Origin of the sequence: Veillonella sp. 6_1_27 (assembly GCF_000163735.1) — a bacterium.
In the GTDB taxonomy this organism is placed as follows: Bacteria; Bacillota; Negativicutes; order Veillonellales; family Veillonellaceae; genus Veillonella; species Veillonella parvula_A.
Map to the genome: position 1 here is coordinate 270,666 of NZ_GG770217.1, position 13,960 is coordinate 284,625.

9 protein-coding genes are annotated in these 13,960 nt (G+C 40.5%); 1 reads left to right on the forward strand and 8 read right to left on the reverse strand.

Going from position 1 to position 13,960, the window contains the following annotated elements; genetic code table 11:
* Positions 1 to 210 precede the first annotated feature (210 nt).
* The 6 genes from hemQ to HMPREF0874_RS08310 form a co-directional block, all read right to left on the reverse strand.
* Positions 211 to 942: a hydrogen peroxide-dependent heme synthase gene (gene hemQ, locus HMPREF0874_RS08285; RefSeq protein ID WP_039965396.1), complete on the reverse strand. Its 732-nt coding sequence runs from the start codon at positions 940 to 942 to the stop codon at positions 211 to 213.
* A 230-nt stretch (positions 943 to 1,172) separates the two neighbouring features.
* Entirely contained in the window at positions 1,173 to 2,789 is a 1,617-nt protein-coding gene (hemG, locus tag HMPREF0874_RS08290; RefSeq protein WP_008603063.1) for a protoporphyrinogen oxidase, read from the reverse strand.
* Positions 2,786 to 3,685, reverse strand: a complete 900-nt coding sequence (hemH, locus tag HMPREF0874_RS08295) for a ferrochelatase (RefSeq protein ID WP_039965398.1) — start codon at positions 3,683 to 3,685, stop codon at positions 2,786 to 2,788. The genes hemG and hemH overlap by 4 nt, the downstream gene beginning before the upstream one ends.
* Before the next feature lie 4 nt (positions 3,686 to 3,689).
* On the reverse strand, positions 3,690 to 4,733 hold the full coding sequence (hemE, locus tag HMPREF0874_RS08300; RefSeq protein ID WP_038125759.1) for a uroporphyrinogen decarboxylase: 1,044 nt from the start codon (positions 4,731 to 4,733) through the stop codon (positions 3,690 to 3,692).
* Positions 4,734 to 4,895: 162 nt separating this feature from the next.
* A complete protein-coding gene (locus HMPREF0874_RS08305; protein WP_039965399.1) occupies positions 4,896 to 7,778 on the reverse strand; it encodes an AAA family ATPase in 2,883 nt (960 codons plus the stop codon).
* Complete coding sequence (locus HMPREF0874_RS08310) at positions 7,768 to 9,039, reverse strand: DNA repair exonuclease (RefSeq protein WP_008603070.1); 1,272 nt, start codon at positions 9,037 to 9,039, stop codon at positions 7,768 to 7,770. Before HMPREF0874_RS08310 ends, HMPREF0874_RS08305 begins: the two co-directional genes overlap by 11 nt.
* Positions 9,040 to 9,365: 326 nt before the next feature.
* Between HMPREF0874_RS08310 and bioB the strand changes: the two genes are divergently transcribed.
* Positions 9,366 to 10,394: a biotin synthase BioB gene (gene bioB, locus HMPREF0874_RS08315; protein ID WP_004694042.1), complete on the forward strand. Its 1,029-nt coding sequence runs from the start codon at positions 9,366 to 9,368 to the stop codon at positions 10,392 to 10,394.
* 120 nt (positions 10,395 to 10,514) lie between these two features.
* On the opposite strand, the gene HMPREF0874_RS08320 is transcribed toward bioB, so the two are convergent.
* Complete coding sequence (locus HMPREF0874_RS08320; protein WP_008603073.1) at positions 10,515 to 10,877, reverse strand: hypothetical protein; 363 nt, start codon at positions 10,875 to 10,877, stop codon at positions 10,515 to 10,517.
* A 602-nt stretch (positions 10,878 to 11,479) separates the two neighbouring features.
* Entirely contained in the window at positions 11,480 to 13,663 is a 2,184-nt protein-coding gene (gene cooS, locus HMPREF0874_RS08325) for an anaerobic carbon-monoxide dehydrogenase catalytic subunit (RefSeq protein WP_008603075.1), read from the reverse strand.
* Positions 13,664 to 13,960 lie beyond the last annotated feature (297 nt).

Sequence of the window (13,960 nt, forward strand, 5' to 3'; positions counted from 1 at the left end):
GCATCTCAAAAACTAATTATCTAGGAAATGGCCTTTCTGTTTATCTAATTACACTTGGTAACGGAGGGCTATTTGCTTTTTGAGAGACCCAACCTCGCCGACTACCTTAAGAACATTATAAATTGAACAAATATACGATACAATAAGCAGTTATTTATCGATATATATGAATTAAATAATAAAGAAGAGCCTGCATTGCAGGCTCTTTTATTATCCAAAGATTTCTTCTAGTAGTGCGTCGTCGATGATGGTACCAACGTAGAAGTCGCTGAAGATGCCGTATTTTGCACTGGCTACTTCAAAGCGCATATCATATACGATTTTTTTGAATTGGATGTCGTCGTTACTGAAGATGGTAATACCCCATTCCCAGTCATCTAAGCCACAGCCACCTGTGGTGAATTCAGATAAAACGTCCAAGTATGTTTTACCAAGTTCACCGTGAGACTTCATCAAGGCTCCGCGTTCTTGCGGTGGTAGCATGAACCAATTATCATCACCTTCGCGTTTTTTACTCATATTATAGAAACAGATATATTTATCGCGAGGTACGTGAGGATATAGTTTTTGGTTAACTTCCTCTGTATCAAGTTTAGCCTTAACATAGGTGCTTACTTCTGTTACAGATGTATAAGAGTATGTTTGTACTAATACGCTTGCAATGGCAAGGCGGCGGAATTTGCGTTCTACTTGCGCCAAGTATTCAAGGGATGGACCAAGAATCCATAGGATTAAGTCCCCTTTTGCTCCATTACAATCATAGAATGCATAACTTCCTTCTTTAGCTTGATGTTTAGCTTCAAGGTCTGCTAAGAATGCTTTTAATTCATTGCGCGCTGCTGCTTTTTCATCCTCTGTGAAGCAGTTCCATGCGCTGAAATCCATGGCGAATACCATGTGTTGGCTATGCCAACCTTCTACTGTAGGGATTGCTTTTCCCATTATGATCACTCCTATCTACGGTGATTATATCAAAATAATAATGTATCTATATAACTAAGGAAATCAAAAGACTCCACTTACTATTATAGCATATAGAGTCTTTTCAATTTAGTTTCTATTGAGATTTTTTATTAGTACATTCTTTAGTTAAGACTAAACTTCTACTTTTATGCTGAGGATAATCCTATAGCTCTTAATACTATACTAACTCTTTTAAGCAAGTCACTATTTTACTTGTCATTCACAAGTTTTTCTACCAGTTCTTTTGCTTGTTTTACACCATCAGGGATTCCAATGCCATCAAAGGGCGTACCAATGAGGTGTAAATTGGGATAATGCTCTGCCACATGTTCACGAACAGCTTTAATGCCTGCGCGATGGCCTACATTATATTGAGGCATACAGTGAATGAGGCGATTGATGCGCACCCACTCTGGTTTGACAGAGAAACCCATGATATGTTGAATTTCTTTGACTGCCAATTCTGAAAGTTCCTCTTCGCTGAGTCGTTCTACCACGTCATTGCCAGGCTTACCGATAAAGACGCGTAACACCACCTTATCATCTGGCGTTGTTTGAGGCCATTTTTGATTAAGAATAGTACACGCTGTAAGAGGCGTATCTGTGTTTCTAGTAATGAGCAAACCTGATCCCTTGAGGTCACCATCAAAGGTGCTTTTATCAAAAGACATAATAGCAATGGCACAGCTAGATTGCTCCATGGAACGCAAAAAGTCAAAACCCTGATCATCCTTAAACCATTGTCTATACGTTGCCGGCGGCGTACTAATAATCACATGATCTGCCATAGATTGACGACCACAAGAATCGTTACACTGATTAACCACATCGATTGCATACACACCATCAACATATCGAATATCAGAAACTAGTGTACCTGTATGCAAGTGTACATTACTAGGCATAGCCTCAACGATAGCGGTAATCACGCTTTCAAGGCCGCCTGTCAATTGACGAAACATACCGGATTGAGCCGCTGTTCCCTTCCGACTTTCCATATCCGTTTGCGCCTTAGCAGACTGATGATTTGAACTAGTCTTTGTTACATGGTTAGAACTGCTTGCACGATTACTAGCAAAATTAGCTTGACTAGACTTTGCTTCGTGGCTTTCAAATTGACAATCTGTCATAGTACCTTTACCAGCACGAGGCACATCGCCTTCTGCAACAGCATCTTTAGCTGCTTTAGAGACACCTGCTTTGGAATGACTCATCTTAGCGGCCATCATACCTTTTACCATGTTCCCATATTTTTGTTCTACTTGAATAAAATGAGGGAATGTCGACAATAGACTAATTTTATAAATATCGCCACCATAGATGCCCGCTAATAGAGGCTCGATGAGTTTATCCATCATTTCTTGTCCTAAGTGGTATTTGAAGAAATGACCAATGGATACATCACCATTTTCATCGAGTTGGTATGGTTTCTTAAAATAATCTAAGCCCGCACGCAATTTACCAGACCAAGAAATGAGCGTTGCTTTCACAAAGGGCATCATTTCCGTAGGAATGCCCATGATGGAGCCGCCTGGAATTGGGTGGATAGAACCCTTATCATATACAAAGGCTTGGCCTGTTTCATTAGACACAAGGGTATCCCCTAGTCCAAGATCATGCACAAGATCTGTCATTTCTGTTTTACGACCCAAATAGGAGTCAGGACCGAGTTCCACTACGAAGTCATCCACACGTTGCGTTTGTATTTTCCCACCAAATCGTGGTGCTTGTTCATAAAGAGTAATGGTCCATTCTGGCTTTGCATGACCTAAATAATAAGCCGCTGTTAGCCCTGTTAAGCCACCGCCCACAATTGTTACGTTCACGAATGAATCCTTTCTATTATTGCACTCGCCATTGCTTGTAAAAATGTTTCATTACAATTTGGCATGGGTGCACGCATATATGTTGCGCCCTCTGCTTCAACGAGTTCTTTACACTCCACATCATTATCGTACAATACCTCAACGTGGTTGCTTACAAATCCAAATGGTACAAAAACAATGCGATTAGCACCAGTTTGTAAGGCTTCGTTGATAGCATCCTCTACAGTAGGGCCCAACCACTGACCATGAGGAGCTGCACTTTGCCACGCCACAGTCCATTTAAGTAATTTACAATGTTCAGCAATCTCTTTGGCGCTTTCCTCTAAAGCTAACGCATACGAATCGCCACCATGATTATTGATAAGAGGTATACTGTGCGCACTAAAAATAACGAATACATCTTTAGCATTATGCACACACTTTGAAAGTGCTTTTACCCAGTATTCCTTAAAAGTTGGTTGGTCCCACCAGGAACGAATAAAGTCGAATGTCACATTATCATAGTTTGAAATGGCTGCTTGCACTTGTTTTTCATAAGCTCCAGTACCGAGAGCGGTGAAGAATGGAGCTGTTACAATAGCGATAATATGCTCCACTCCTTGCTGGACTAAGCAGTCAACCGCATCTGCAATGGATGGTTTCATGTGTAAAAAACCAATAGCGGAAGGCATAGTTGGCAACAGAGTAAGCAATGCTTTATATTGGCACTCTGCCATAGTTTGAAGCTTAATATTTTCCCATTGACCGATTGTATCATAACGCTTAGTGAGATTTGTAATCTCTGCTTCCGTTGGTACACGGCCACGACGAATGCTCGTCATATAGGGTACTAAATCATCCTTACTTAAAGGGCTACCATAAGACAGGAATAATAATCCTTTTTTTTCTACTTTCACTAATTTACCTCTCTTGAGTCCAAATCTCACGACTACGTTCATGCACATAGTCCGTTAGCCAATGAAGTTTTTTAGGATCTGCCTCTGGGAATACGCCATGACCTAAATTAAAGATATGGCGCCCATAGCGAACGCCGTCGAGCAAGATGCGATCCACTTCGCGAGCCAATGTTTTTTCGTCTCCGAACAAATACGCCGGATCTAAGTTACCTTGTACCGTTTGTGTTACGCCGCGCTCGTTTGCCATAACGATGGAACTACGCCAATCAAGGGCAATGACATCTAAAGGCAAGTGAGACCAAATAGACACCAAATGATCCGTACCAACGCCATTCATGGCCATTGGCAAATGAGGATATTTAGCTTTCACAGTCTTTATGATCCGCTCCATATGAGGGTAAATTCCTTGTTTATACTGGTCTGCATTAACAGCACCTACCCAAGAGTCAAAGATTTGAAGTGCATTAGCACCCGCTTCGGCTTGCATGGACAAGTACGCAATGGACATGTCCGCTAGTTTTGTCATCAATGCATTCCACATATCTGGAGCACCGATGAGCATACCGCGAGTCTTATTGTAATTCTTTGTTGGCCCCCCTTCGATAAGGTAGGACGCAATAGTAAACGGTGCCCCGCAGAAACCAATGAGCGGCACGTCGAGCATACCAGAAGTTAATAATGTAATCGTTTTCGCAATATAATCTACCTTTGTAGGATCAAAGGTTTCTAATTTATCCACATCAGCTATAGAGCGGATAGGCGTGCTAAATACAGGCCCCACACCAGCCTTGAGCTCTACATTTACATTCATAGCCACCATGGGGCTCATAATATCTTTGTAGAGAATCGCCGCATCGACGCCGTATTCCTTAACAGGTAATTCCGTAACGCGAGCACATAGCTCAGGTTCTTTTGTAATTTCAAATAAAGTATATTTTTCTTTGATTTTGCGGTATTCCGCTTGACTACGACCAGCTTGTCGCATATACCACACAGGCGTTACACCAGGGTTCTTTCCTTGGATCATGTCCAAATATGCTGTGTTCAAGTACCCAACCCCTTTCGTTCTAAATGTATACTAACACACTTGTGTAACTAAAACAGTTACTTTAGTTACAATCACTTACATTATTTATTCTTTAATAATCCCTAATAATCCCTGTGAAAGCATATGCCTCCACAGGGATTATTATTTCATTACCACTTTGATTTAACTACGACTCAATCTATGGCAATCGATGCCCATAATAGATTGAGCCATATCATATACGGAGCGTTGACAAGTAAAGAGCCAAATCTGTTGATTTTTCCCAAGCTCAGCCAATAATTCTAAAGCACTACGTTGACGATTTTCGTCAAAACGCACCAAAATATCGTCCAAGATAATCGGCAAGGATTCTACTTGATAAGAGAATACCTTGGCTAGGGCAAGACGCAATGCCAAGTATACTTGGTCAGCTAGACCACTAGACCAGAATTTAAGTTCTAGTCGTTCCCCATTGTTGTTGATAAGTGCTACCCCTTTATTGATACCTAGAATATCAAGCGTATACCTCTCACCAGTTAGTCTTTCAACATAAGAGGAGGCAAGCTCTAACATATGAGGTTGTTTTTCTTGTTCATATGATTGTTGAGCCTTATCCATACAATGACTTATCAATACTTGCGTAGCCCAATCTTCGAGAGCAGACTCTAATTCACTTTGTAAAGCCTCTCGTTCTTGCAACATTTGGTGTTGTTCCTGGTCAGAACCAAGTGTACGCATGGCTTCAACGATTTGGCCGCGACGCTCGTACAAGGTAGCCAATTTATCTTCGATAGAGGCTATTTCACGCTCAGAATGAGCCAATTCATCCAACCAGTTATCCTTGTTGGCTTCACGCAAACGACGGTAGAACAAGTCTTTATTCTCCGCATCAGGAGCAAGCAAATCAAGCTGCACTTGACTTTGCTTGTAGATGGTTTGCCACTGTTTATATTGGTCCTCATCGATAAGATGTTGACGATACTCGTTGGAACTTTCCATACCCGCTTTATGGAGCAGTTCTTGTTGACGAAGGAGTAGCTCTTTTTCCTTACGATGCCAATTATCGTATTCATTGCGGAAGCTTTTACGTTGTGCTTCCTTTTGTTCCCATACAATCTTATTTTGTTGGAAGTTCTTATATTGGTTATAAATGCGTTTTAGCTCTGTTGGAGATACTGGCGCCTCTATCCCAAGGTTATACCACAAAGCCATCGCTTGGTCTTCAATAATACGTAGACCTTCTTTATGCTCCGCCAAACGCTTTTCATAGCCTTCTATGGTACGTAGTTGCTCATGATATTGATCATATTCATGTTTGAGGCCAAAGAAATCATCTTCATCGAGACTCTTAGCCGCCCCTCGGGGTAACCAGTTTTGCCATGCTGCGAGAGCTTCATCGTAAATGCCTTGTAATGTATGACCTTCTTGAATCCAACGTTCAAGATGTGCCACCCCTTCTAAGGATGGTACAGGACTCGCTGTAGGCGTAGCAGCCTTGATCAAAGCCTCTAGCTGATGCTCTACATCGGATTTACGGGAGGATAAAATTTGTAACTCATAGTTTAATTTAGACACTTCAGAGTTACCATTATGAAGCCTCCATGTAGCATACCAGAATAGCCCCATAGATAGAATCAAGAAAATAAAACCACCTATAGTATATAATGCCGATTCAAGAACCAACAAGCCTGCTAATACTACTAATACAGCAATAACAGCACCTATACCACTAATGCGTTGTAGCCATTTTGGCAGAATTGTAGGCTGTGTATCTGAACCAGGACTATTCCGTCTAGCCTCTACTCGATCTATATCCATTAAGATACGATCTAATTCACGTTCTAAATATTCTTTTTTAGCTAATTCTTCTTCACTAAAGTTAGGTAAGGATGCCCCTTCAAGGTTCGCCGTCGGCACCTCATCGGTAGCCTCTGCAGGTTTGCGGTCTTGCCAATGTAAAAGTTGTTCTTTTGCGGTGCGCAAACGACTTGCCAAACGTTCTCCATCAAACCAATTGATGTCTTCTGCCATTGGCTCATCATGACGCCACGCAGAATGTAGGGTTCGTGAAAACTCCAATTGTTCCCTAACCTTACGGATGTACGCATCGCCTTCTTCGCACTCGCGGCGTAATTGCTCCCATTTAGCACCTTGTTGAATAAGATCTTCAATATCTTGGCCATAAGTTCCAAATGGGCTATCAGGACTAAAGTTGGCGGGCATCAATGCCGCTTCCTTTTCCTGCCATAATTGCATATTGTCACGAGCCCGTTTTATTTCTTCATCAAGACGTAGGAACTCATCACGACTCAAGGCGAGCTCACTATTATACTGCTGCATGTGCATACGCGCCTCTTCACTGCGACGATATGTATCCCATGCACGCAATACTACATCGATACCATCCCGATATTCCTTCCATTCTTTCAACTGATTTTGCAATTCCATTTCGGTTTGCTCCGTACTGTGAAAGACGGTTTGTAATTCCACATATTGCGCTTCATGCTCCGCCAACTGACTCAACTTTTGACGGTTTTCTTTAAGCTCATCCATCAATACATTGATGCGACGTTTACCATTCGAGGATGCTACAAGTAGGTCTGTAGCCCCTTTTTCAACATCCTTAACAGCTCCACCTAAGTGTTCTCCCCCTTCGGCGCCAAAGAATCGAGAACGAACCTCTACCTCTTGTAATACATCAAGGCCTTGTAGATCGTCTAATGTTAACGCAAATATGCGGTTATATGTTTTTTTATCGATGCCATGCCACCAATGTTGAGCCGGCTCTTCATGGATGGCAGGATGACCAGGGCTGTAAAAGTCTAACTGCTTACCCTTACGACCGATATAGTAACTTTCACCATTACGGTCCACATCAAGGGCCCCCGTCATAGGGCCATAAGCCTTATGAGTACCGCCAAATAACAAGGTGCGCATCCCTTCGAGCAAGGATGTTTTACCACTTTCATTAGGGCCATACATGAGTTGAACCCCATTGTCACCCGTGGTGAAAGACCAGTCGCGATACGGGCCAAATTCATCAAATCGTATACGTTTAATGTTCATCATTAGCCCCCATCAACACAGTAACACCTTCAATTTCACAACGTTTCAAAGCTCGTGCCAATAATTCATCACTCAATAAATCGGCATATGCGCCTAAGCGCTTAAATTCAGGACGATTACCCATGATTTGACGCGCAGTCTGTATCGCATCCCCATCTACCATATCGTCATAAGCACGCAAGTAATCACCTACTACATCTGTTAATAAACGTCGTTCAACTAGATTAATACTAGGTCGTGTATTAGAAATAATACGGTAAGGCATAACGAATATAGATTTGCCTTTCTCTTCATTTTGAGACTCTTGCAACCATAGTTTTCGAATCTCCTCTTGCGTACATAGGCGATGTAGAGGTCCCGTTCCGGACAAAACGAGGGATAGCAAGATGTTTTTCTTATGTTGCTTTCGCAAGTTTTCTTTTTTATGCCGCAAAATCTCTAAGAAATCTGTTTCATTTTGCATGCCAGCAATATCGATTTTGATTTCCTCAAATCGAACAGCACAGGTGTCGATAAATCTCAAATCACAATGACCATTATGAGATACGGATACAAGATAACATCCTTTAGGTCCATGTTCTTTACGATGCAATCCTTGCGAATTACCCGCATAAACTACGAGAGGTTCCTCGCTAAGAACTTGAGATTTATGAATATGGCCCAATGCCCAATAATCCATGGCAGCCTCTGTTAAATCAGTTAAGTTACAAGGTCCTGTTACATTATGATTTTCAGAGCCTACACTAGAACCTACAGTACCATGCATGACAGCAAGGGAAAACTCATCCCGTTCAAAAGCTCTGTATTGACGAGCATAGTTGTCGCTTTCATTACCATGACCACAACTAATGCCATATACGCCACCAATTTCTATATTATTAACGATGAGCGGGAAACGCTGTACCTGTTCGCTAGAAAATATATGGACATTATCTGGCATCTGCAGTTGCGCTCTCCAGCTTTCAGCAGGATCATGATTACCTTGTACCATATAAACATCAATACGATGCTCAGCCAAGCGATACATGGCGCGCACAAAACGGACTTGAGCCTCTAAATTATGGTCTTCGCTATTATAAATATCCCCAGCTATTACGACAGCATGCACATGTTCTGTAATAGCAGTATCAATAATTTTATCTAAGGCTACATAGGTTGCTTCACTTACGGCGCGATCAACAGCATTGCTAATACCTGTAGCATATTGAAAGGGTGCCCCTAAATGCAGATCACCACAGTGTATAAATCGAAACGGCTGCATCTATATCCACTCCTCCATTAATATTTTTATTATAGTTATATATAGTAATTACAATAGTTTATTATACTACAAAACCTTAAAGATAAGTTAAAAATAACTATCATTTAGCATCAAAAAGATATAGTTAAACTAAACTTCTCTTAACTATTAATAAGTATAAATTATAAGATAAGCTCATATTCTTTTCTCATAAGATATGAACCATAACATGTTATTATTTTGTTAACCAATTCATGTATTAAGTTGACAATTTATACGTGAACGTTTACAATCAAATTGTCAATATATTATGTTTTTATTAAGTTAACAATTTACCGGAGGCTATTATGGCTTTGCCTATAGATCAACAACCATCCCAAGTGGGTACATACGAAAAAATTCTTACCATTGCAAACCGCATCATGAACGGCGGCGAAATTACAAAAGAAGAAGCAATCGAGCTGATTCATACTTCAGATGATGATACCATGATTCTACTCGCTATGGCTGATAAAATTCGCCAACATTTCAATGATAATTCTGTGGATGTATGTGCCATTGTTAATGCTCGGTCCGGCAAATGTCCTGAAAACTGTAAATTCTGTGCTCAATCCGCACACCACAACACAGGCGTTCAGGAGTATCCTTTCATGGATGAAGAAAGCATTCTCCAAGCAGCACGTAAAGCTAAAGAGGCTGGTGCAATTCGTTTTTCCATCGTAACAAGTGGTCGTAATACTAATAACCCTGATGAATTTGATCAAATCATCCATGTATTAGGCCGTATCAAAAATGAAATTGGTCTTGAAATCTGCTGTTCCCTTGGGTTGTTAACTTACGAACAAGCACTCAAATTAAAAGAAGTTGGCGTTACTCGATACCACTCCAATATCGAAACAGCACCTAGTCACTTCCCAGATATTTGTACTACACATTCCTACGAAGATAAAATGTTTACCATAGATAATGCACAAAAAGCAGGCATCCGTGTTTGCTCTGGTGGCATTCTTGGCCTTAACGAAACATTAGAACAACGCGTAGAAATGGCGTTCGAACTTAAACGTTTACATATTGACTCCGTGCCATTAAACATTTTGAATCCTGTTAAAGGGACTCCATTTGAAAGCAACGAAGCTTTACGTCCATTGGATATCTTACGTACCTTCGCCGTATTCCGTTTCATCTTGCCAAATGCATTGATTCGTACTGCAGGCGGTCGCGAAGTAAATCTACGGGACTTACAAGCTTATGCTCTAAAAGGTGGCCTAAACGGTATCATGGTTGGTGGCTACTTAACTACTGGCGGTCGTTCACCTCAAGACGATCTCCAAATGATTCAAGACTTGGAGTTGACTCGCAATACAGCTCAAGTTTAAAAACCTCATATATACCATTCTCCATATCTAGAGGATGTGGTATATAAATTATTCCCTAATGCTTTATAAATATTTTACACATAAAAAGAACCATCTAGCTTGCTGTACTAGATGGTTCTTTTATTTCCATAATAAAATGTAAATGGCTTGACCATTTGTGTTACCCGCAATGGGCTCAGGATTCTCATTAAATTCTACATTCTCATACGGCGTCCCGTCTGACATGTACGCATCTACCTTCAATGTTTCCATGGTTCGATTATATCTACTGATATAAACTTTATATCGCAATTCGTCGCCACCCAGTTCATTAACTCGCAGCCACAAAAGTGCATCGTAATCACTCTTCTGTACACTGTCATTGTCAATAAATAATTGGTTTCCTGATGCATCTGGTCCAACATAGTACCAGTCCGTTGCGTTAGTAGTCCCCCCTATACTGAGTAGCCACAAAAGTGTTAATATGGTGAATATTTTACTCATATGACTGCCCCTCTCATGCTATTGAGCTGTATATTTTATAAAAGCTTAATGTGGATAAACCTTTATAAAATATACAACTTCTCCTTTATATAATACCAAAATTGTCCCATATTTATCAACAATAATTAAAATTAATTACCATGTTTTTTACAAATATAAGAAACTTAAAGAAATTTATTAAATTTCTTCATTTTTAACTCATTTACCCTTCCTATAATGATAATGTCAAATGATAGATAGAGGTAACAATTCCCTGGTTATCGTACGTGTATTTATCTCCCGACAAGTAATACTAACCCCAAACCTACTACTTGTTTAAATACATGTTTCATTTGATATTAATACTAACACTCCCCTTACATGAAAAAAGGACTCTATAAAGAGTCCTTTTTTCGTTGCTTCATAAACTTATACATATTGTTAAGTCTACATACATATTACCATAAGGGTTAATAGTAAAGGGTTTGTAAGGACTCACGAATTAACAAGTAATACTATATTCTTTTAAAAAGAAAAACGCTCAAAAGCTTAAGGAAATACGATAACCATTACGCTTTTGAGCGTTTTTTATTATAAACTACAATTTACTAATTTCTATCTTACTATTTTACTTCAGCCCAACCTAACGCAGCGCGTTTTTCATCGATATCTGCCAAGATTTTCTCAGCTACTTTAGCAGGATCCGTATTTACATACATAACAGAGCCTAAGATATCTTTAGTGTCTTCTTTGAGCCATTTTGTAACAGCATCAGAGCCTTGTGTAGGTGGCTCAACGCAGTGGTAAGAGTTAATCCCCATCAAGCGGAAGCCAAGGGATGCATCGATACCCTTTTCGTTAGACCATTCAGGGCTAGACATAGCAAATGGCAATTGTGGTAAATTAAGGCCGAGCTCTGCAGCAATACCACCGAAGATGCCGGAGGAACGTGCATTATCTACACATTCACCCACATGCCATACTGGTGGTTGATCATCACCCAAGAACTCTCGCAATGCAGGGCTACATTTCTTGTTAGCATCTGTATTGCAATAGCCAAGTTTCATCAATGGGAAGGATGCACAACCATTTGTAAGGATGATACAGCCATTTTTAATAAGTGTATCAACGATATCTACAGTTGCTTTTTCGTAGATAACGCGAGGGTTGGAACAACCTACTACGTTAACGATACCGCGAACTTTACCAGATTTTAATGCCTCTGCCAATGGTTTGAAGGAACCATAATGTTTAACAGTAGATTCTGGAGAGAAACCAACTTCTGCAGTAATTTCATATGGCGGAATGAATACAGGCATACCTTTGCGCAATTCATGAGCTTCAAGAGCACGATCCAAGATTTTACGAGCCAATTCTTTTGTTTCAGCCAAGTTAGTGTGATGATGGTCGTAGCCGATATGTTCTGCACCTGGTAAACGAGCTGCATCAGATGTAGTGATAACTTTTGTGTTGAAGCAACGTGCTACGTCCATAATAGCAGGGTAAACGTCTTGAACGTCAGCTACCCAGCAATCGAGTGCGCCAGTACCAAGTACAAGTTCCGCACCGATAGCATTACACAATGGAATAACGTTTTCGTAGCGGTACATGCTGGACAAGCCAGAGCAACAAATACCATAGAATTGGATGCCTTTGGCACCGATAGCTTTCGCTTTTTCTAAATACTCTTCAGAGGCACCAATTGTACAAATTTGAGATACTAATGTTGGCAAGTGACCATGAACAGCGATGTTAACATACCCCTTTTTCAAGGCACCAATGTTAACTTTGGAAGTACGACGACCACCTTGCCCGAACAATGCGTCTGTTGCGATATCCGCTGCCACTACGCCAGTGAATGTAAAAGCAAGGCCACAACGTAAGAATTGCTTCATGTTGCTTTCCCAATCGCCATCTGTACCTACGCATGTACGATGATATGCATCGAAGGCTTCATTGTATGCAGAAATAGGCAAGATATCCAAGTTTTTCCAAACTTCGCGGCGTTCAGCAGGAGCCATCGCAGTAATTGTTTTATATTCACCAGGTAATGCACGGCTCAAATCTTCTAATAAAACATCTGCCAAGTCATTTGCCACTTCTTTTAAGGAACGACCTTCTTCAGGGATATTGAAAGCTTTACATACAGTACGGATTTTTTCTTCCCCCAAAATTGGAATATCCAATTGGTCATTAGCAGCCGCTTTCAAAGAAATCAAGATTTCACGAGCATGCGCACCATGTTGAGTCAAACCACCTGCAGCAGCACGTGTCATATTACGAGCTACGATAAGATCAGCATCGGCACCACAGACACCACGAGGGCTCTTAGGTGTAATTTTACATGGCCCCATGAAGCAGATACGGCAACATACACCGGCAATACCGAATGTACATTGTGGTTGTTGTTTATCAAAACGGTCAAATACTGTATCACAACCGATTTGCTCCATGCGAAGAATCATTTCGCGTACCGCAGGATCTGGTGTTTGTTCAATAACATCTTGTTTTGTAGGCCATGTTTTACGATACTCAGCAACGGCTTTCATATAGTCATTTACGCCATGTTCATGAGGTACCCCTGGTTCATGAGTGTGTGGCACCCATTTATCCGTCGGAAGGGCCTTTGCATGACTATGGTCGTGACCATGGTCATGATCGTGGTCATGTTGATGATCGTGGTCGTGACCATGATGATCATGACCACCACAGTGGCAATGATGTTCATGATTATGATTGTGACCATGATCATGTTGTTCACCATGATTATGATCATGGGTATTTTTGTTTTCCACATCTTTACTCATTTGAAACCTCCTAGGGGCCTACATAGGCCAACCAATAATAACAAAAACATATTCTACTTTTAATTCACTTTAAATCCACTACAATGATGGGTTTTAAATCCTATCTCCTAAATATGTTTTAAACTACTATAAGTATATTTTCTGAAAAGACATTTGTCAATTAAAATTTGAGAAATTTTTGACGCATCTATATCTAAGAATATGATAATTACTATATTTATTTAATTCGATTCTTTCAGTTTCTTTTCATAAATAAAAAGAGGCTAATTCCTAAACTTTACAGGAATTAGCCTCTAT